This is a genomic window from Nostoc sp. (genome assembly GCF_036917555.1).
In the GTDB taxonomy this organism is placed as follows: Bacteria; Cyanobacteriota; Cyanobacteriia; order Cyanobacteriales; family Nostocaceae; genus Nostoc.
On sequence record NZ_JBALDD010000033.1, the window covers coordinates 30047 to 50399 of the forward strand.

The window sequence follows — 20353 nt, forward strand, 5'->3', positions numbered from 1 at the left end:
TTTACAAATTTTTCGGGGTTTTTAGGTAATTGTATGTGACTTTAACTACTTTTTTTAGACATATCTTAGAATGTAGATGCACACAATCTAGCGATTTTTTCTTTTTTCTAAAAGATTGCTATTGCGATCGCAACAGAGGTTACACGCGTCCGTTTACCTTTTTCTAAATTCCATCCTAATTTACGATATGGGCTGATATATCCCCAATCTAAGTTACAGCCTAATAAACCAACTAGGCGATTTGTCCATAACTGAATCGTCAGGATGCTAAAACAGCGTAGAGAGAGAGCTACAGAATATCTTCCTCATCGTATCAGCAGCTATGCATATTCAAGAACCCGCTACCCATGAATCAGAAGCTCCACATTCAGTACAAGATTCTCAGAGTTTCCCAGAAGCAAAAGACTTATCTCCAGAAAATCTAGATACTTGTCAATGCTCACAAGCCGCCTTACAAATGGCATTAATCGCTAGTGGCTTGGGGTTGTGGGATTGGAATCTCATAACTGACAAAACCTATTACGATCCTCAGTGGAAAAGTATCCTGGGATATAAAGTAGACGAAATCGACAACAATTATAAATCCTTTGAGCAACTTGTACATCCACAGGATTTACCAAGAATTCGCCAGGTATTGCACGATTATCTTCAAGGATGCATACCTTTGTTTGAAGTCGAATTGCGAATGTTGACTAAATCTGGGGAGTGGAAGTGGATTTTGACTTGTGGCAAAGTATTTCAGTGGGATAAATTCGGTAAACCAGTGCGGATGGTGGGAACGCACAAGGATATTAATCAGGATAAGGCGATGTCTACGACGGGCTGCGCCTACGCTACTCAACAATCCCAACTATTTGAACAACTCCAAACAGAAATTGCTCAACGCCAGTTTAGCGAAGACCAAGTTAGGGAAAAATCACAGCAGCTAGAAACTACCCTCGAAGAACTCAAATATACCCAAAAGCAGTTATTGCATAACCAAAAAATGGCTAATCTTGGTCAACTGGTGGCGGATATGGCTAACGAAATTAACAACCCCGTTAGCTCTATCTCCGGCAATCTCCATCCCGCTAGTCAATACGCTGAAAACTTAATCAGAATTATTGAACTTTACCAATATTACTATCCCACGCCTACCCCAGTTATTGCCTTACATTTGCAACACCTTGACCTTGGTTTTGTGAAGACAGATTTTTTAAAATTACTGTGGTCAATGCGAGCCGGTTCTGAGCGCGTTAAAGAAATTGTTTTCGCCTTGCAGAATTTTTCCACCTCTGACGAAGGTCAAATGAAAAAGGTTGACCTGCATGAAGGACTTGATAGTGTTCTCAGGATTTTGCAACATCGTCTCAAAGAAAAGCCTGATAGAGCAGAGATTAAAGTAATTAAAACCTTTGGTAATTTACCTTTAATCGAGTGTTACCCTGGTGAACTAAATCAGGTATTCATGAACATTTTGACTAATGCCATTGATGCCTTAGAAGAGAGGATGAAGCATGATTATTCTTTTACTCCAAAAATTTTGATTCATACAGAAGTTGTTAGCAGTCATTTATCATTGGTCAATAATCATGAACCTTGGGTAAATGATAAACTACTAGGGAAAAAACACAAAGTTATAATTCGCATTTTTGACAATGGCAAAGGTATACTTCCCCATATCCAAAGACATATATTTGAACCGTTTTTTACAACCAAGCCAGTAGGCAAAAGTCAAGGACTAGGGCTATCAATTAGTCGGCAAATTATAGTTGAAAAACATCAAGGTAAACTTAAGTGTAATTCTCAATTAGGTAAAGGCACAGAGTTGGTCATTGAAATGAATACAACAGCAAGACACTATGCCGCCATTAGAAAACACGCCAGCTTTTAGGTAATGAACCTTGGGGCAGAGGTGTTAATTTTTGCAAACTGATGCATTAACAAGGCAGGTCGATGCATTCACAATATCTGAGTTCGATAGATTTGGTGTTGTTCCAAGGAATCCAAAAGGAAAAAGTCAGCACCTACACCACCGATGAGAATGGCACGTGGCGCGGTGTAGTTGCGCCACTCCTGATTAAGAGGATGTTTTAAAAGGGTCTTTTGCTTTCATCATTAGCACAGCTAAGTATCTCAGTACATGGCTAAAACCTTGATTTATCATCAGAGCTAACTCAAGTCAGAACGGCAAAATTATACCTTCTGGGACTTTTAAAACATCCTCTAAGCAAATTGCTGCAATCCATTAAGAGGTAGATCGAGAATCACTGCTGAATTTGGAGAATAACTGATATCTAGAGAAACACTAGCTTTTATCGTTTGAGGACCACCAATTATAGGAGTTGTAGTACCGATTGCAAACGCCCTATCTGCTGTTAGATTAGACACCAAAGGAGATGGTCTAGGATTGTCATCTGAGTTAATATCAATGTCAATAATCTCTCCGGGGGTTAACTGCAAGGTACTAAAAACAGCCTGAGCCTGAGCTTTAGCATCTTTAACAGCTTCGCTCAAAACTTGCAGACGTGCCTGCTGCAATGCTTCGTCTGAGGCAGTGAAGCTGATATTCTGTATTACATTTGCGCCTGCTTGAATAGCTTTGTCAATTGCTGACCCAGCTTGATTTGTTGGTAACTCAAACTGAAGTGTGTTGAGGCCTTCAAAGCCGGTTAGGGTTTGAGTACTATTTTCATAGCTATAGACAGGATTTAGTTGAATAGATGTAGTTTGAAGTTCTTGCGCCCCAAGGTTTCGCAGTACATCAACTACTCCTGTTGAACGTTGAGCAACTTGTTCTTGAACTTCAGTTGCAGTTTTTCCCTGTACTTTAATCCCCAATTCTACATCAGTTAAAGTAGTGGCAACGCTGACCTCTCCTTGACCAGTAACTTCCAATATCTGAGTAGTTTTTGGAGCAGTGCTACCAATTAAGGGAGCGATGATCGCACGACCCGGATTTCTCACACTGGTGAGATTATCAGTAGCTGAAGCGAGAGTGCCTACTGAATTTGGAGAATAACCGATATCTAGAGAAACACTAGCTTCTATCGTCTGAGGACTACCAATTATAGGAGTTGTACTAGCTGTTGCCAAAACCCTATCTGCTGTTAGATTAGACACGAAGGGAGATGGTTCAGGATTGTCATTTGAGTTAATATCAATGTCAATAATCTCTCCGGGGGTTAACTGCAAGGTACTAAAAACAGCCCCAGCCTGAGCTTGGGCATCTTTAACAGCTTCGCTCAAAACTTGCAGACGTGCCTGCTGCAATGCTTCGTCTGAGGCAGTGAAGCTGATATTCTGTATTACATTTGCGCCTGCTTGGATAGCTTTGTCAATTGCTGACCCAGCTTGATTTGTTGGTAACTCAAACTGAAGTGTGTTGAGGCCTTCAAAGCCGGTTAGGGTTTGAGTACCATTTTCATAGCTATAGACAGGATTTAGTTGAATAGATGTAGTTTGAAGTTCTTGCGCCCCAAGGTTCCGCAGCACATCAACTACCGCTGTTGAACGTTGAGCAGCTGCTTGTTGAACTTCGGTTGCAGTTTTTCCCTGTACTTTAATCCCCAATTCTACCTCAGTTAAAGTAGTGGCAACGCTAACCTCTCCTTGACCAGTAACTTCCAATATCTGAGCAGTGTTTCCAGTAGTGCTACCAATGAAGGGATCGGCGATCGCAAGACCCGGATTTCTTACATCAGTGAGATTAGCTGTGTTAGCCATCTTATTCTCCTTGCTTAAATGATGTTTGATATCTGTTGATGTTTTAATCTTAAAGGATGTCTAAAAAGTAAACCGCGTTTATCACCAATACATACTGGATAAAAAACGCTCTCGCATTCGCCAGCCAAAATTTGATAATTTGACAACTCTAGGGTTGTCAGAAAACCCCATTCCATCAATAAAGAGCAATCCCGTACTGCTTGCCGTGGGTTACAAAGCGATATACCCCTCGGATAAAAAACAGCAATTGCAACAACAACGGGATAAACTAGCTCTATTAAACAACAAGTATAAGAAAATTATTGACTACGACAACAACGAACCCAGTTAGAAACAGATGCGGTAATCACTGAAAGCACAAGTTTAAAACAACGGTTACAAGATACTCAAAATCTGCTAGGCAATAAACATTTCTATTCAACAATATCGCATCTGTTAATTCAAAGGTAGCATCTTTGGTTCCACCTAAATGTTGATAAGCTACTTGACGTAATTCTTCTAGTCTGGCAAGTTTCATACTGGCAGGTAAGAGTAGGTGATTCAACTCTGGTGCTTGTGCCAATTGGGGGACAGTATTCAATCCGACCCCTTTTTTCCTTTTTTCCCTCATTTATATTTAGTCTAAACTCCAGTTAGAACAACCCTAGCCATACCTAAACTGACAATTAAAACAGCAGATGGACACCATCAATGTCAGAATACTGAATCTAATGATGAGAAAATAAAGATAAGCAATGCTCACCTCCAAACTTGCTGGGCTATTTACCCAAGACAGATAAACAGCAAATTTTATCAGTCAAAATTTATGACTTCCAATGTTCCCTCTCCAACTCGAAAGCGACCCACTCAAGCAATAGGAGCCAAAATTTTCCACTCTTGTAACATCATTAGTCTATTTATCATGCTCACCAGTGGACTACAAATTTACAACGCCAACCCTGTTTTTGGTGGACGCGCAGGTTTGCACATTCCTCCGATATTTACTTTAGGAGGTTGGCTTGCAGGAGGTAGACACTGGCATTTTGCAGCAATGTGGCTATTCTCGCTGAATCTGTTGTGGTATGGAATTTACATTTTAATTACCCGACGCTGGCGACATCGCTTTGTAGGTGCTAATGACTTCAAAGCATTACAAAAAACTCAAAGTTCCCAACGCCTAATTTATGCTTGGCATCGGATTGCTTATACAGCAATTATTCCTATTTTGCTGCTGGCATTATTTACAGGGATAGGAATGTATAAACCTGCTCAATTTCCCTGGATTGTGGATTTCTTTGGTGATTGGCAAGCATTGCGAATTGTTCACTTTGCCTCAGTGCCGATGGTTATCTTATTTGCAGTCATTCACTATCAATTAGGGAAAAAAGCTGGAGGTACTCAACTAACAGAATCAATGTTTCAGTAAACAAACTATGGTCATGGAGATAGGCAGACGCAGGGAATAGTGACCAATACTTCTCTACGAGAGGCTACGCCAATGACTACGCTCAGTACAAGTGACCAATGACCAATAACTCTTTTTTAAACTAAAAAAATGAACTTTTTTGATAAATTGAATCGTAATATCTTGGAAAATCAAAGCTTACTATTTGTAGGACTTGATCCAAATCCAGAGATGATGCCTGGGCGTTATGAGTCTGAAGAACTCATAGCTGGTTTGGAAAAGTGGTTACAATTCATTATTGCGGAAACTTCTGATTTCGTTTGTGCTTATAAACCGACATTTGGCTTTTACGAAGCGTTAGGTATTCCTGGTTTAGAACTGCTGTACAAAACTTTAGCAGCTATTCCAGCCCACATTCCAGTGATTTTAGATGCCAAACACAGTGACTTAAATACTAGTACCATCTTTGCCCAGACTGTGTTTACAAGATGGCAGGTGGATGCAATCACTCTCAGTCCCTATACAGGACAGGATCACGTAGCACCTTTTTTAGTCTATCCTGATAAAGCGGTGTTTATTTTATGCTGTACTTCTAATCCAGGTGCAGAAGCACTACAGCAATATCCTACAAACGAATCACCCCTTTATTTACAGGTAGTAAAAGAATCAAAAACCTGGGGAACTCCAGAACAATTGGGTTTGGAAGTGGGAACTACAAATCCTGAAATTTTAGCACTTATTCGAGCAGTTGCACCTGAACGAATTATTATGGCGCGTAGCATCTGGGCGGAGGGTCAAAACTTGAAGCAAATTTTAGAAGCTGGCTTGAATAGTAATGGTGATGGTTTACTGATTCCTGTTCCTCAAGATATGTTGGTAAATACACAATTATCAGAGGAAGTCCAGTCTCTACGTGCAGAAATTAATCAAATCAAAACTGAAATTATTCAGGAAAATTCTACTTGTTCTGTGTGGTTTCCTGATGTTTGTTTTCTAAATCAGCATCCCCACCAAGATTTGATTTTACAACTTTATGATATTGACTGCATTATGTTTGGCAGCTTTGTCCAAGCATCAGGAGCGATATTTCCTTATTACATCGACTTACGCAAAATTATTTCCAATCCCCAACTTTTTAATCAAGTTCTCACAGCTTATGAGGATATTTTGAAGAACCTGAATTTTGATAGATTAGCAGGTATTCCATACGGTTCATTACCTACTGCGACTGGTTTAGCTTTGCGCCTTCATTGTCCGATGATTTTCCCGCGTAAAGAGGTGAAAGCACACGGAACTAGAAGAGTAATTGAGGGGAACTTTCATACCGGTGAAACAGTTGTAGTGGTTGACGATATTCTCATTAGCGGCAAAAGTGTCATGGAAGGGGCAGGAAAGTTGGAATCAGCCGGATTAAAGGTTAATGATATTGTGGTATTTATCGATCATGAACAGGGGGTGAAGGATAGGTTACAGCAAAATGGTTATTGCAGTCATGCAGTTTTAACTATTTCAGAAATTACTAATACTCTCTATCAAGCAGGGCGAATAAATGAGGAGCAATTTTTAGCTTTCGCTGAAAGTTAGTAATTGGAACAATAGGGAGTAGGGAATGGAGAATTGGGAGAGACGTGATTAATCGCATCTGTACTAGGGGAAGATTTTTATTGTCTATGTCCTCTTGAGCAGATTCGATTATTCGGTTAAATCTAGTAAATAGAATAATTTTCGCTTTTAAATTAATTATGAATTTTTCACTGAATCAACTACTTAGATGGTTAATCTTTACGCTGTTATTTCCTCTAGTATTTCTCAATGGTTGGCTAGCATTTTTGCTGGTTAAAAACTTTCAACCCGTCGTAACAATTCTTGTCTTGGCTACCTTGCTTGCATTCGTTTTAAACTATCCTGTTTCGATTCTCCAACAGCGGAGAGTTAAACGCAGCTATGCAGTAGCATTAGTTTTTATATTAGCATTGGTAATTGTTGTGGCTTTAGGTATCACTTTAGTGCCCATTGTTTTAGAGCAATTTAATGATATGGTTAAAGTCTTTCCGCAATGGATTGATTCTAGCGAAGAAAAACTTCAAATTGTCAATGATTGGTTTTTTGAACATAAATTAAATGTGAATATAAGTCAGCTATTAGCACAAATTACTGACCAATTACCTAATGAATTAGAGTTTGTTTCAGATAAACTTTTAAGTATTCTCATAGATACAATTGATAGTATTTCTGAGGCATTAATCACAGTAGTGCTAACTTTTTACTTGTTGTTAGATGGTCCAAGAATTTGGGATGCAATATTTAAGAAATTACCTGGAAATATTGCCCAGCAGATAAGCCAGTCTATTCAGCAAAACTTCCAAAATTACTTAATTGGTCAGGGAACTTTGGCTTTGCTGATGGGTGTTTCAATAACATTATTGTTTTTAGGTTTTCAAGTCCAGTTTGGTTTACTCTTTGGTTTGGGAGTTGGGCTTTTGAGCTTAATTCCCTTTGGTGATGTCGTTAGTCTGGTTTTAATAACTTTAATAATAGCGTCACATGACTTTTGGCTAGCAGCTAAGGTTTTTGCCGTAGCTGTTGTCATTGATCAGTTAATCGATCAGGCGATCGCACCACGTCTACTAGGTAAGTTTACTGGTATTAGACCAATATGGGTATTAATTGCTTTGCTTGTAGGAACCAATGTTGGCGGAGTCTTGGGTTTACTAGTTGCGGTACCTATAGCTGGTTTTATCAAAGATGTAGCAGATGGTTTTTCCAAATCTGATAACGTGGGTGAGGGTGAAGCAGCATCAGAATTGTTAGTAGAAGAATCAATATCACAATAAGTTGTGGATAAAATTGTTATCTCTACTGTTAACGGGAAGTTGCAACAGTGTCATTTAGGTCGTATTCACTCAAGTCAACAACATGCTCATTGGTATTTTAGGTTTTATGGCAAGCGATCGCTATCTTTATTGTTGCTTGTGTAGACGCAAAGCGACTTATCGTTAGACATGGCTTACAAGCATTTTAAGTTTTGATGACAAGCAATAATGAGATAAAGCTGATTAAAATAATTTTAAGTAATTTCTCTAACTATTCTCTAAACTTAATAAACTACTAATCAGTTTAGGCAAGCCATTACAACAGGGATTTGAATGCTCTGATAATTCATTACCTTCTATCTGCTTTGCCATTTTTTCAGCACGTTGAATCGCTTGTTCAGTTAATGATTTTAATGGTTTTGGATACAAGCACATTGATTTGTCGTAGTTGGGTATATGCTTTTCAAGCAAATTAACTAACCTATCACGAGTGATTTGTGCAAAATGGTCTTGAAAGTGAATTAGATACCAGAGTTCAAAACAAGGATTGGTAATTGCCAGATTAATCTTTTGGCTTATAGCTCGATTTATTGCACTTTGCCAATTTGCCAGACTTTTTTCAATATGCTCATCTCCGTCAAAAACAGCCCAGGCTTTATCTTCTTTACTCCACTGCTGGTTATCTTTCCTCTGCTGTCGTTCTTCGATAAGTCTTTCAATAATACTACGTGGATCAGTTTTATTTTGATGAGGTAATACAATAATATCTAAAGTTGATGAACGTAATTCATTTCGGATACTTTTGAAATAAATTGGTTCTGTTTTACTTCCTTCACAAGCAATTAGTATTTTCTGAGCAATATTCCTACTAGGTGGGCGGCGATTTAACTTTCTTGGCACTGCTCATTACCCTGTAAAATTATTTCCTCTTCAGATGGGAGAAATGGAACGGCCCCAAAACGACCATCTAAATATGCTTTGTCAATCGCTAAATCATTTCGCACATGGAAATCAGTCAGAGGATACAACTCAGTGCTTTGATCGTCTCGCTTTTGTGTAAACCAAATTTGGTCGCGTCGTAACAAGTTATTTCTTTGTAAGGTATTATCATGACTAGTTAAAATTAGTTGAGCGTTTTTGGGATTGGTTTTAGGATTTTGAAATATTCTGATAATACTTCTTACAATATTTGGATGAATATTTGTCCCTAATTCATCAACAATTATTAATCCACCTATTTTCATCACTACTACTATCAGAAATACTAAACTAAATAAGCGTTGCGTTCCCAGAGATTCTTCATCAAAAAGCCAAGCGACTAAACCACCCTCATGGGTATTATGTATAGCAAATATATTGTAGTCATTTGGATCATCATATTTATTTTCAATTTTGATTGTTGACAGTCCTGTGTCGAATTTTTGTAAAATTGTCAATACTTCTTCAAGAACTTCATTTAACATGGAACTATCAGTACCTTGTAGTGATGTGATCGGGGTAATATCGTACTGTTCATTTCCTAAATTAATTCCAATAAAGCGAATTTTTAACCAGCGCAGAAAAGACTCAATAACATCTATTTTTAGCTTTATTAATATGCTAATAAATAACTCGTTTTCTCTAATATTATCCTGGAGTTGATTATGAGAACCAGCAAAAAAATCACCAGTTTTCCATATAAATCTTTTACTAATTTCATCCCATTGGCGATTAAATAAACGACGAGTACGCTTAGTTTTGTTTAAAGCATAGTCTAAGTTTTCTGAAATTATATGATTTTGATTAATTACTAGTGAATAAGTATAAATATTATTCTCGAATAAAGTTCTTAATTCAAATCTTGTAGGTTTTTGAGCAGAGATGCTATCTAACTTGAAAGGATCTAGTTTTGCATATTTAAAGATTCTCTGGAATTTCACCGCTTCCTGTGTGCCATGAGACATCATAAGCAATAAATAATCGAGAGCTTGGATAACATTACTTTTACCTGATGCGTTAGCTCCAAAAATTGCCAGAACAGGTAAAATTTCAATGTCCCATCCTTCAACATAATATCCAGGTGCAATTTCATGATCTGACTTCACCCGTTTGCGTTTGCTGTTTTGGCTTGTCTGACGATCGCTTTGTTTTTGAGCAACCGCACTTAGGGTTACAGGTTCTTTAATTGAGCGGTAGTTTTCAACCGTAAAATCTACAAGCATAATTCAACGCCCACAAGGCAGTTTTTTGTGATTTATTCACGTAAATCTTATCTTAAAGGCAGGCAAATCTCCACTTTTACCACAATACATCACACGAACTAGTAGCTAGATTACACTCTAATACACGCGGTAATCCAGAACTCACCACAAGATTTAGATCGACAATAACAATATAAGAAGTCTAACCAAGGCAGGTATGGGGCAATGGTGCGATTAAAACTGTGGCAGTGGGTTGTCTTAGCAATTCCGATCGCGTTTATCATCATTTTTTTACTGGTGTCTGCCGGTTCGCAAATTCACGCTTGGGGCATTAATTGGATTTGGGGTGTATTCACCGTTTTATTTGTTGGTTGGCGTTGGCTGCTAGTCAAATGGACTCAACCAGCTGTTAACCAAGTAGAAGCTGTATTAGCCCAAGTCCGTGAAGAACTGGAATCGACAGCAGAGGATACAGTAGCGCGACCTGTGGGAAGTGACACCACAAAGCTTGCAGAAGCCGCCCTTCAAGAAATTCTCCAAGCAGCACAAAGCGATCGCCCGATTTGGGAAGACTGGCAAACTTTTTGGACGCGATGCCAAGATTTAGTGGTGGCGATCGCTCATATCTACAATCCTCAGATTCAATATCCCCTGCTGAATATTTACGTCCCCCAAGCTTACGGGCTGATTCGCGGAACGGTGGATGATATGGATCGGTGGATGCAAAAGTTATCTCCTGTCCTCAATCAGGTAACGGTTGGACAAGCATACCAAGGATATGAAGTCTACCGAAAGTTGGAACCATCGGCTCGGAAATTCTGGAAAGTTTGGAACTGGGCACAGTGGATCTTAAACCCGGTGGCGGCGGTGGCAAAACAAGCCAGTCAGGGTTTCAGTAACCAAGCAACTCAGCAATTATTAGGGAATTTGAGCCAGTTATTCCGGGAAGCTGCCCTGAGAAACTTATGCCGACAAGCGATCGCTCTTTACGGACGTAGCCCAGTTCCAGCAACCGTAGTTTCCACACCAACTTTACCCAAGGCAAAAACCCAAACACTCCGACAAATCCTGACTCAAGCTCAACCAGCCAAGGCGGTTGAGCAAAAACCTGTAAATATTCTGCTGGTGGGGCGCACGGGGGCGGGAAAGAGTAGCCTGATTAACACGCTATTTCAAGCGGATCTCGCAGCCGTTGATGTTTTACCCAGTACTGATCGCATTCAGAATTATCAATGGCAGACTCAAACTGGGGAAACCCTAACGCTTTGGGATACACCTGGTTACGAACAAGTCAACCGTGCGGATCTCCGAAATATAGTGCTTGATTATGCCATTAATGCAGATTTGCTGCTGTTAGCCACCCCTGCCCTCGATCCTGCCCTGCAAATGGATGTGGACTTTTTGCAAGACATCAAAGCAGAAGTTACAGATTTACCTGCAATCGCGATCGTCACCCAGGTAGATCGGCTGCGTCCGATCCGCGAGTGGCAACCACCTTATGATTGGGAATGGGGCGAGCACGCCAAAGAAATTGCCATTCGCGAAGCCACTGAATATCGCGCCAAACAGCTGGGAAACTTCTGTAATCTAGTTTTACCCGTGGTTACAGGTGACAGCAAAACAAGACGAACCGCTTGGGGAGTGGAGGCGCTATCGTTGGGATTAGTGGATGCGATCGCACCTACCAAGCAACTCCGTCTCGCCCGCTTTTTGCGTAATCTAGAAGCCCGTACCATCGCCGCCGCCAAAATCATCGACCACTACACCTTCCAGATGACGACAACACAAGGATTGACGACATTGCTCAAAAGTCCCGTCCTTCAGTTTGTTTCTACGCTCTCAACCGGATCTCCAGCTTTAGCATATATGCTGGCGGAGCAAATTCCCGTAGAACAGTTGCCGATTATGATTGGCAAACTCCAAATGGGATATGAACTTTTCTCGCTCTTGAACCCCAACTCGCTCAACTTTGAATTGCTATCCCTTTGGCCGCTACTGCTGGAAAACTCCGCTTCACCCGATCGCAACGCCTGGGCATTTGGTCATGCCTTAGTAGAGTACTGGACTCAGAATCTAACGGTTAAACAACTTGGGCAGCGATTTGAGTATTATTTAGCGATCGCCAAATAGTTTGCCTGTGCTCGGCAATGTCTACAAAGGATTGTGACCAAAGAGGCAGGGGGCAGAGGGAAAGATAGTGGAATTAGCCCTGCCACAAGGGTTTCAGAGCAACTAAATTTATTTATGCCCAGAAGTAAAAATATTTATTTCGAGATGTGTAACACGAGAAATAATGCGTCCAAGTTTTCAGAGCAACTAAATTTATTTATGGGGTTTTCCCCCTGCTCCCTGCTCCCTGCCCCTTTTCCTCTTCTATGACGCATCTTCGATTCTCTTGCAAATGCTACGCCTAAATAACAAGTTTAAGCTGCTACGTAACCCAGTAGATTAAACACCAGAAGTTGCATTAGCAAATACGAGTAAATTAATAATATTTACGTAGAATCTTCAAAGATGTTTATACCATAACAGGAGAATCTAAAATGCGTTAATATCTTGTACTTTCAAGATCAAAGTTAAGATTACGATTGAGAGTAGGTGTCTGCTGAACCTACCCGCTTTAGCTGAGTTTTTATACAAACATCCCTTTTGTTCGGAGTTCTTTATGAAAAATACATTAGACATCTCCATTTCTCAAGAACAGAATTCAGATCAGAGCCATAGTATTTCGTCTTACAACAGGCTGCTTTCGGTTGTGAAGGATTTGGCTTGTGTGCGGACTATTGAGGAAATTATTGAGATTGTGCGTTTGGCTGCTCGCGATCTCACAAATGCTGATGGAGTAACTTTTGTATTGCGGGATAGTGAATGTTGCCACTATGTCGATGAAAACGCCATTGGGCCACTTTGGAAAGGTATGCGTTTTCCCCTCAAATCTTGCATCTCTGGTTGGGCAATGCTCAATAAAAAAGCAGCCGTGATTGAGGATATTTACCAGGATGCACGAATTCCTATTGAGGCATACAAGGTGACTTTTGTCAAAAGTTTAGTGATGGTTCCCATTCGGGTTTCCGATCCACTGGGTGCGATTGGAGCCTACTGGAGTACACACCACCTAGCCACGCCCCAAGAGATTGGAATGCTAGAGATTTTGACTGACACTACAGCAGTTGCGATCGCAAACGTGCAACTTTTCCAGAAACTGACGAACCAAAACGCCCTGAAAGACAAATTTATTGCCATGCTGGCTCACGAACTGAGGAATCCTGTTGCCCCCATCTCTAACGGCGTTCAGCTACTGAAGTTGAAGCTAGGCGAGACTGGCGCAGTTGGGGAAACAGTTTTAAGGATGCAACACCAGATTAAGCACCTCTCAAAATTGATCGATGAGTTACTTGACGTATCGTCCATCACTTATGGAAAGATTTCATTAAACCTTGAGAAGGTTAATCTGGTAGAATTGGTTCGCCAAAGTCTCAATGACTATGCACAAGCAATCAAGAGATGGAATCTTAACGTAGTACAAGACCTGCCAAACACACCCGTGTGGGCTGATGTTGACTCCACTCGCTTCTTCCAAATCTTTGGGAACCTTCTTGATAACGCCTTAAAGTTTTCCAAGCCAGACGGGACAATCTGGGTGGATCTCTCAGTTATTCCAGGTGAGAATGGCTCAGGTAGTGTAGCGGTCTTATCTGTAAGAGACTTAGGTATAGGAATAGAACCGACAATATTACCAGAACTTTTCGAGCCGTTTACCCAGGCCGATCACAGTTTAGATCGTTCGCGGGGCGGGCTAGGTTTGGGACTTTCGGTAGTAAAAAGTCTTGTGGAACTTCATGGTGGTAATGTTGAAGCCTCAAGTAGAGGGATTAATCTGGGAGCAGAATTCAGAGTCACTCTCCCTGTATGCGAAGAGATTACAACCTTGCACAACGACCTAGAGATTACAGAGGCGGCTAAAAAATCATTGAAAATTTTAGTCATCGAAGATAACGAGGATTCAGCCGTATCATTACAAGCAGTACTTGAGCATTTTGGGCATGAAGTTTCCATTGCCAATAATGGAATTTTAGGGATAGAAACCGCAAAGAAGCTTGAGCCTAATGTGATTATTTGTGACATCGGACTTCCCGAAATGGATGGATTCGCCGTTGCACAGGAACTGAGTAAAGACTCCAAATTTACTCACTCAATTATGATTGCGCTTACCGGCTACGGTAGCCAAGAGGATCGGCAGCTTGCGCTTCAGGCTGGTTTCAAATGCCACTTGACCAAGCCTGTAGACTTTGAAATTCTGATAGCAGAAATTGCTCGATACTTTGATGAAGTATTATCAAGTTGACAAATTTTACTACTTGTGAATTTTGACTGAGGAGTGTCAATTCATTAAATCATCTGTGGTAAACTCACCGGGATAAAAGCGATCGCTCAAAATTTCCTCAAAAGGATATAAACATTGCTGGGGAAAAGTTGAGAGTGGCAGATTTGTTTCTCCTGATGCCAAATCCCTACTGTTTTGATATGATTCCTGAAGTGCTTCTTCAAGGTAAAGTTTCAAACTAGGATTCTCGCTCAACAACTTCAAAATTTCCCGTCGTTGTACTCTAATTGTTGCTAACCAGCTACGACTGCGTTGCTTTGATTGATATTCCCATTTGAGCAAATGTCCAATTAATATACTCAGACGATTTCTCAATTCTTGGCGTTCCTTTCTTCCCAAAGATTCAATTTCCTCAATTAAATTGGGCAGGTCAAGCTGGTTCCATTGGTGATGACGCAAAAGGTTCGCCTGTTGTTGAGTCCAACTGTAGAAGTCATTTTCGTAGAGGTTTGGCATCAGGTTTACCGCAGGTTGTCCGGTTTGTGGTATCTGCATAGTGGGTTCAAAACAAGCGTGAACTTTCCCTAATTATAGTAAAGAAGCATAGATGTGCATTGGTGTCAAACTTTTCTGGTTTCTCCTTCCCAGACTTTGGGTGGAAATGCCGATTGTGGGGGCTAACGATGCAAAGCTAGATTATTGCTAACTTTTAAAGATACCCCTTTAGAATCAACTAAAGAGGTATCTTAAGATTTGCTATCACGAGTTTTTATCTATTACTTAGCAAACAACTTTTGTCCAAGCTTGCTTGCGGTCTTCAGGTTTTCGTTTGATGACAATCTCTACATCATTATCTAAATCATTCAAAAATTGAAATAATCTATCAATTGAAAAGCCTGAAAGTCTACCTCTCACCAATGCTGAAATTTTTGGTTGATCAATTCCTAAAACTTCAGCAGCTTGGACTTGTGTTAATTTACGGAAAGTGATTGCTTCACTGATTTTGCGTGCTAGTTCAGCTTTCACTAATCTTTCTTCAGAATTAGGTAAACCTAAGTCAGTAAATACATTTCCACTGCTAGTATAAACACTATTTTCTTTAGTCACTTATTTACTCCTTTTCTTTAGCAGCTTGTTCCGAATAGTCTTCCTGGGTGGCTTTTAACCTCTTTTTTACTAAATTTATATCTTGTTGTGATAACTATTACACCACTACCAGCTATTTATGATTATTACATCTGTGCGCTCTTACAGTTAATTGTGTTTTGATAAAAAGCTTTGCATCTAACAGTTAAAAAGTCACCACACTACGAATTGATTCACCTTTTTGCATCAATTCAAAAGCATCATTAATTTGCTCAATGGGCATCAGATGGGTAATTAAATCATCAATATTTATCTTACCTTCCATATACCAATCTACAATTTTTGGCACATCTGTACGTCCTCTAGCGCCACCGAATGCCGAACCTTTCCAAACGCGCCCAGTTACTAGTTGAAAAGGACGAGTACTGATTTCCTGTCCAGCACCAGCAACACCAATAATCACACTCACGCCCCAACCTTTGTGGCAGCATTCTAATGCTTGACGCATCAATTTAACATTACCGATACATTCAAAGCTGTAATCAGCACCGCCTTTTGTTAAATCAACCAGATAGGGAACTAAATCACCCTCTACTTCTTGAGGATTAACAAAGTGTGTCATGCCAAACTTTTCTGCCAAAGCGCGTTTGTTGGGATTAATATCTACCCCGACAATCATATTGGCCCCTACCATCCGCGCTCCTTGGATGACATTTAAGCCAATACCACCCAAACCAAAAACCACAACATTTGCTCCAGGTTCCACTTTAGCAGTATTGATGACTGCACCAATACCAGTAGTCACACCGCAGCCAATGTAACAAACCTTATCAAAGGGGGCATCTTCTCGAATTTTTGCCAAGGCGATTTCCGGCAGCACCGTATAGTTAGCAAAAGTGGATGTACCCATATAATGATGAATCATCTGCCTATCGATACTAAAGCGACTGGTGCCATCGGGCATAATACCGCGTCCTTGAGTTAGGCGAATGGCTTGACAGAGATTAGTTTTGAAACTCAAACAATATTCGCACTGGCGACATTCGGGAGTGTATAGGGGAATTACATGATCTCCTGGTTTGAGACTGGTGACACCAGCGCCTACTTCCACTACCACACCAGCACCTTCATGTCCCAAAATCGCTGGAAACAAACCTTCGGGATCATCACCAGATAGCGTAAAGGCGTCGGTATGACAAACTCCGCTTGCTTTCACCTCAACTAACACTTCACCAGCTTGCGGCCCCGATAGTTGAACAGTTTCAATCGTCAACGGCTTACCTGCGCTGTAAGCTACTGCTGCTTTAACTTCCAATGTCAGCGCTCCTGTATAGTTTTGTCATTTGTCATTTGTCATTTGTCATTGGGCATTGCTTATTTCTCCCTTGTCCCCTTGTCTCACCACTCTCTTCATAAATATTGAACGCATGATAAACTTTTGTATTACTTCATCGTATTTACTAAGCACGATCGCCGCTATAACGATAAATATTACTTTGTTAAAATATCATTCTCTAGCTAGATTGGTTAAAGGCGGCAACAAGCTGTTTTGGCAACGATGTAAACTGGATGTCAGCAGCAACCCCTAAATAATTTGTCCACCCCTCAATTAATACATTTTGTCACAGCTTATGAACCCTGCCCTAACTCAAATTGGCGCTCAAATGTCCAACCTGACTGGCGTTAGAGCAATCATGAAGGATATTATCGAAACATTACAAGCGGGTGCAGGGCAGCAATTTATTAATTTGAGTGCTGGTAATCCGTTGATTTTGCCAGAGGTAGAGCAATTATGGCGGGATTGTACTGCACAACTTCTTGCTAGTCCAGAATATGGCGAGGTAGTTTGTCGCTACGGATCAAGTCAGGGCTATGCACCATTTGTTGAAGCGATCGTCAACGACTTCAACAAACGCTACAGCTTAAACTTAAGCGATCGCAATATCCTGATTACCCCCGGTAGTCAAACCCTCTACTTCTACGCTGCCAATACATTTGGTGGCTACACCCCTAGCGGCGAGTTAAAACAAATCGTTTTGCCCCTGAGCCCTGACTACACAGGTTACGGTGGTATCTCCTTAGTTCCAAAAGCCCTAATCGCCCACAAACCGACTCTTGATATTGATGCAGCCGCCCACCGATTTAAATATCGTCCTGACTTCAGCCAACTGTCGATTACAGAAAATACTGGTTGTGTTCTCTTTTCTCGCCCCTGTAATCCTACTGGTAACGTCCTCAGCGATGATGAGGTGAAAAAGATTGCTGCTCTAGCTGCGCCTTACAATCTACCCGTGTTAATTGATTCAGCTTATGCGCCTCCCTTCCCAGCATTAAATTTTACTGAAATGACACCAGTTTTTGGTGATAACATTCTCCATTGCATGAGTTTATCGAAAGCCGGATTACCAGGAGAAAGAATTGGTATAGCTATTGGGGATGAAAAGTGGATTGAAGTGCTGGAGTGTTTCCAGGCAAATATGAGTCTTCATTCTTCACGTTACGGCCAAGCGATCGCAGCTTTTGCAATCAATTCTGGTGCTTTAGTGGAAATTTCTCACACTGTCATCCGTCCCTTTTACCAAAATAAGTTTACCGTTTTAGAAACCAGCCTAGAACAAGCGATGCCCAAGAATTTACCTTGGTTCCTCCATCGCGGTGAAGGGGCAATTTTTGCGTGGTTATGGTTACAGGATTTACCCATAAGTGATTGGGACTTTTATCAGCAAGTTAAGCAAGTAGGTGTGATTATTGTCCCAGGAAATAGCTTCTTCCCCGGTTTAGAGGAAGAGTGGGCGCACAAGCAACAATGCTTCCGCATCAGCCTCACCGGCAGCGATGAGGAGATTGTCACTGCTATGCAACGTTTAGCAAAAGTGGCTGAAGAAGCTTATAAGCGTGCGGCTGTGAGTGCCTGATTAGGGAAAGTTAGGAGTTAGGAGTTAGGAGTTAAAAGTTAGGAGTTATAAGAATTTTTTCTCCAATGCCCAATGCCCAATGACAAATGACAAATGACAAATGACAAATCAGATAATTGGCTAGAAATTGGTAAAATTGTTGCCCCTCAAGGATTGTCTGGAGAATTACGGGTTTATCCTGTATCAGACTTTCCTGAAAGATTTGAGGTGCCGGGAAAACGTTGGTTGTTGCTTCCTGGTGATATAGAACCACAACCAATCGAATTATTAACAGGACGTTATATCAGTAATAAAAATTTATATGTAATCAAATTAGCTGGCGTGGAAAATTGTGATCAGGCAGAGGCTTTGCGCGGTTGTAAGTTAATGGTGCCAGCAAGCGATCGCCCCCAATTAGGCGAAGATGAATATCATGTCCTCGATTTGATTGGTTTGGAAGTCTTCATGCAAGCATCTGGCGAACTTGTGGGTACGGTGGTAGACATCATCCCTGCGGGCAATGATTTGTTAGAAGTAAAATTACACCCATCTTTTACCATAGACAAAGGACAAATCACAAATGACAAAAAGCAAAAGACTGTTTTGATTCCATTTGTGCAAGCGATCGCACCAGTGGTAGACTTGCCATCTGGTCGCATTGAAATTACACCACCACCTGGGTTATTGGAAATTAATAATTAGGTTATTCCTTGATCTGCCTTTAGCTAGTTTTGCTGTACTGGATAGTTCAAGGCAATGCAAAGCCATCGCTTTTGTGTTTAATAAAAGCAAGTTTGCTAAGTTCCTATATTAAATTCGGGCAGTCGTTGATTGAATTCGGGCAGTCGTTGATTGAATTCGGGCAGTCGTTGATTAAATTCGGGCAGTCGTTGATTGAATTCGGGCAGTCGTTGATTAAATTCGGGCAGTCGTTAATTAAATTCGGGCAGTCGTTGATTAAATTCGGGCAGTCGTTAATTAAATTCGGGCAGTCGTTAATTAAATTCGGGTAGTCATTGATTGAATTGTTCCTCATCTGGTGATTCAGCTAATTTCACTTTCACCATGCAGCGTTGCTGAATTGAGGGATGATTTAGCAAGTTATAAAATTTCTCCCCCTACTTCCCCTGCACCCCCTCCCTGCACCCCCTGCCTGCCTAAATTCATCCCCCTGTTTTGCAACGCCCACCATGCCAATCTGCTCGACTCAGGCAATAAACAAAGCACTCATCGTCACCAAACCGTCGATACTCAATAAATTTGAAGCCAAAGCGTTCATAGAAGCGGTGAACGCGAATATTACTGGCTAGCGGATCGACAAGTATAGCCGTCACTTGCAGATCAGCAAAACATCGAGCAAGTGCAAGCCCCATCATTTGTGTTCCATAGCCTTTACCCAAATCAGTTTCTTCCCCAATCCAGATATCAATGGCACGAAGATTCGCCGTAACATCACCCCAGTAATGACTATCCTCATGTGCTGGATCAATAATCTGAATAAATCCGATGGGACGACCATCAATTTCAGCAATTAATTGCTCTCTCCATTCGGGAGCGCGGTGAAGTTCTACTTCCCAGCCCCAATCATCGTTAGGATCGGAGTCAACCACATGAGGTTGCTCATCCCAGTGGCGCAATAAATCCAAATCAGCAAAGCTAGCAGGGCGGAGGTTTATCCTGATCGCAGGTGGCAGGGCATAGTTCATACTGTTTCTCCTATGTTTTCGGCGATTCACTGGACGAATTGAATCACGACACTGTTGGGGTTTGTGACTTGAAAGAACCTTTCACCCCAAGGTTCAGTCTCGATCTCCGTTGTAATTTTCACACCTTACTGATTGAATTTGCGCGTATTCCCGATCAATATCATCTACCACAAAGACAATCAGTAAACCATCTGCTCGATGTCCCCGCATCCCAGAGCGATCGCATCATGTCAATAATTTTTTAACTCTGTAGTGAGAAGT

18 protein-coding genes are annotated in these 20353 nt (G+C 40.9%); 10 read left to right on the forward strand and 8 right to left on the reverse strand.

Going from position 1 to position 20353, the window contains the following annotated elements; all coding sequences use genetic code 11:
- The first annotated feature begins 322 nt into the window (after positions 1-322).
- Positions 323-1873 carry a PAS domain-containing sensor histidine kinase gene (locus tag V7K60_RS14175; protein WP_334926436.1) on the forward strand — a complete coding sequence of 517 codons (1551 nt, stop codon included), beginning with the start codon at positions 323-325 and terminating at the stop codon, positions 1871-1873.
- Between the two features lie 62 nt (positions 1874-1935).
- A complete protein-coding gene (locus V7K60_RS14180) occupies positions 1936-2076 on the forward strand; it encodes a hypothetical protein (protein WP_334926437.1) in 141 nt (46 codons plus the stop codon).
- A 129-nt stretch (positions 2077-2205) separates the two neighbouring features.
- On the opposite strand, the gene V7K60_RS14185 is transcribed toward V7K60_RS14180, so the two are convergent.
- Both V7K60_RS14185 and V7K60_RS14190 read right to left on the reverse strand, forming a co-directional pair.
- The gene (locus V7K60_RS14185) at positions 2206-3705 is read right to left on the reverse strand and encodes an SIMPL domain-containing protein (RefSeq protein WP_334926439.1); all 1500 of its coding nucleotides are present in this window, start codon (positions 3703-3705) and stop codon (positions 2206-2208) included.
- A gap of 346 nt (positions 3706-4051) precedes the next feature.
- Entirely contained in the window at positions 4052-4285 is a 234-nt protein-coding gene (locus V7K60_RS14190; protein ID WP_334926441.1) for a hypothetical protein, read from the reverse strand.
- A 225-nt stretch (positions 4286-4510) separates the two neighbouring features.
- Between V7K60_RS14190 and V7K60_RS14195 the strand changes: the two genes are divergently transcribed.
- The 3 genes from V7K60_RS14195 to V7K60_RS14205 all read left to right on the forward strand — a co-directional run bounded on the left by V7K60_RS14195 (position 4511) and on the right by V7K60_RS14205 (position 7923).
- Positions 4511-5110 carry a cytochrome b/b6 domain-containing protein gene (locus V7K60_RS14195; protein WP_334926443.1) on the forward strand — a complete coding sequence of 200 codons (600 nt, stop codon included), beginning with the start codon at positions 4511-4513 and terminating at the stop codon, positions 5108-5110.
- Positions 5111-5239: 129 nt separating this feature from the next.
- On the forward strand, positions 5240-6673 hold the full coding sequence (locus tag V7K60_RS14200) for a bifunctional orotidine-5'-phosphate decarboxylase/orotate phosphoribosyltransferase (RefSeq protein WP_334926445.1): 1434 nt from the start codon (positions 5240-5242) through the stop codon (positions 6671-6673).
- Positions 6674-6831: 158 nt separating this feature from the next.
- Complete coding sequence (locus V7K60_RS14205) at positions 6832-7923, forward strand: AI-2E family transporter (RefSeq protein ID WP_334926447.1); 1092 nt, start codon at positions 6832-6834, stop codon at positions 7921-7923.
- Between the two features lie 246 nt (positions 7924-8169).
- Here the strand turns inward: V7K60_RS14205 and V7K60_RS14210 are convergent, their stop codons facing one another.
- Entirely contained in the window at positions 8170-8802 is a 633-nt protein-coding gene (locus tag V7K60_RS14210; protein ID WP_334926448.1) for an RloB family protein, read from the reverse strand.
- Positions 8787-10103: an AAA family ATPase gene (locus V7K60_RS14215; RefSeq protein ID WP_334926450.1), complete on the reverse strand. Its 1317-nt coding sequence runs from the start codon at positions 10101-10103 to the stop codon at positions 8787-8789. Before V7K60_RS14215 ends, V7K60_RS14210 begins: the two co-directional genes overlap by 16 nt.
- Positions 10104-10307: 204 nt before the next feature.
- On the opposite strand from V7K60_RS14215, the gene V7K60_RS14220 reads away from it, so the two are divergent.
- Both V7K60_RS14220 and V7K60_RS14225 read left to right on the forward strand, forming a co-directional pair.
- Complete coding sequence (locus tag V7K60_RS14220; RefSeq protein ID WP_334926463.1) at positions 10308-12212, forward strand: GTPase family protein; 1905 nt, start codon at positions 10308-10310, stop codon at positions 12210-12212.
- Positions 12213-12747: 535 nt separating this feature from the next.
- The gene (locus V7K60_RS14225) at positions 12748-14427 is read left to right on the forward strand and encodes a hybrid sensor histidine kinase/response regulator (protein ID WP_334926465.1); all 1680 of its coding nucleotides are present in this window, start codon (positions 12748-12750) and stop codon (positions 14425-14427) included.
- Positions 14428-14463: 36 nt separating this feature from the next.
- Here the strand turns inward: V7K60_RS14225 and V7K60_RS14230 are convergent, their stop codons facing one another.
- The 3 genes from V7K60_RS14230 to V7K60_RS14240 all read right to left on the reverse strand — a co-directional run bounded on the left by V7K60_RS14230 (position 14464) and on the right by V7K60_RS14240 (position 16807).
- On the reverse strand, positions 14464-14961 hold the full coding sequence (locus V7K60_RS14230; RefSeq protein WP_334926467.1) for a DUF29 domain-containing protein: 498 nt from the start codon (positions 14959-14961) through the stop codon (positions 14464-14466).
- Between the two features lie 225 nt (positions 14962-15186).
- Positions 15187-15513: a helix-turn-helix domain-containing protein gene (locus tag V7K60_RS14235; protein ID WP_334926469.1), complete on the reverse strand. Its 327-nt coding sequence runs from the start codon at positions 15511-15513 to the stop codon at positions 15187-15189.
- 184 nt (positions 15514-15697) lie between these two features.
- On the reverse strand, positions 15698-16807 hold the full coding sequence (locus V7K60_RS14240) for an S-(hydroxymethyl)glutathione dehydrogenase/class III alcohol dehydrogenase (protein WP_334926471.1): 1110 nt from the start codon (positions 16805-16807) through the stop codon (positions 15698-15700).
- A gap of 316 nt (positions 16808-17123) precedes the next feature.
- Here V7K60_RS14240 and V7K60_RS14245 point away from each other — a divergent pair, with 316 nt between their 5' ends.
- Both V7K60_RS14245 and rimM read left to right on the forward strand, forming a co-directional pair.
- Complete coding sequence (locus V7K60_RS14245) at positions 17124-18407, forward strand: valine--pyruvate transaminase (RefSeq protein ID WP_334926473.1); 1284 nt, start codon at positions 17124-17126, stop codon at positions 18405-18407.
- A gap of 93 nt (positions 18408-18500) precedes the next feature.
- Complete coding sequence (gene rimM, locus V7K60_RS14250; RefSeq protein ID WP_334926474.1) at positions 18501-19088, forward strand: ribosome maturation factor RimM; 588 nt, start codon at positions 18501-18503, stop codon at positions 19086-19088.
- A 461-nt stretch (positions 19089-19549) separates the two neighbouring features.
- On the opposite strand, the gene V7K60_RS14255 is transcribed toward rimM, so the two are convergent.
- A complete protein-coding gene (locus tag V7K60_RS14255) occupies positions 19550-20092 on the reverse strand; it encodes a GNAT family N-acetyltransferase (protein ID WP_334926476.1) in 543 nt (180 codons plus the stop codon).
- A 38-nt stretch (positions 20093-20130) separates the two neighbouring features.
- Between V7K60_RS14255 and V7K60_RS14260 the strand changes: the two genes are divergently transcribed.
- A complete protein-coding gene (locus tag V7K60_RS14260) occupies positions 20131-20337 on the forward strand; it encodes a hypothetical protein (RefSeq protein WP_334926478.1) in 207 nt (68 codons plus the stop codon).
- Positions 20338-20353 lie beyond the last annotated feature (16 nt).

Excerpts from the sequence above, each read along its gene's own strand:
- V7K60_RS14175 (WP_334926436.1), top strand. The coding sequence starts at position 323 with ATGCATATTCAAGAACCCGCTACCCATGAATCAGAAGCTCCACATTCA.
- V7K60_RS14180 (WP_334926437.1), top strand. The coding sequence starts at position 1,936 with ATGCATTCACAATATCTGAGTTCGATAGATTTGGTGTTGTTCCAAGGA.
- V7K60_RS14185 (WP_334926439.1), bottom strand. The coding sequence starts at position 3,705 with ATGGCTAACACAGCTAATCTCACTGATGTAAGAAATCCGGGTCTTGCG.
- V7K60_RS14195 (WP_334926443.1), top strand. The coding sequence starts at position 4,511 with ATGACTTCCAATGTTCCCTCTCCAACTCGAAAGCGACCCACTCAAGCA.
- V7K60_RS14200 (WP_334926445.1), top strand. The coding sequence starts at position 5,240 with ATGAACTTTTTTGATAAATTGAATCGTAATATCTTGGAAAATCAAAGC.
- V7K60_RS14205 (WP_334926447.1), top strand. The coding sequence starts at position 6,832 with ATGAATTTTTCACTGAATCAACTACTTAGATGGTTAATCTTTACGCTG.
- V7K60_RS14215 (WP_334926450.1), bottom strand. The coding sequence starts at position 10,103 with ATGCTTGTAGATTTTACGGTTGAAAACTACCGCTCAATTAAAGAACCT.
- V7K60_RS14220 (WP_334926463.1), top strand. The coding sequence starts at position 10,308 with ATGGTGCGATTAAAACTGTGGCAGTGGGTTGTCTTAGCAATTCCGATC.
- V7K60_RS14225 (WP_334926465.1), top strand. The coding sequence starts at position 12,748 with ATGAAAAATACATTAGACATCTCCATTTCTCAAGAACAGAATTCAGAT.
- V7K60_RS14230 (WP_334926467.1), bottom strand. The coding sequence starts at position 14,961 with ATGCAGATACCACAAACCGGACAACCTGCGGTAAACCTGATGCCAAAC.
- V7K60_RS14245 (WP_334926473.1), top strand. The coding sequence starts at position 17,124 with ATGAACCCTGCCCTAACTCAAATTGGCGCTCAAATGTCCAACCTGACT.
- rimM (WP_334926474.1), top strand. The coding sequence starts at position 18,501 with ATGACAAATGACAAATCAGATAATTGGCTAGAAATTGGTAAAATTGTT.
- V7K60_RS14255 (WP_334926476.1), bottom strand. The coding sequence starts at position 20,092 with ATGAACTATGCCCTGCCACCTGCGATCAGGATAAACCTCCGCCCTGCT.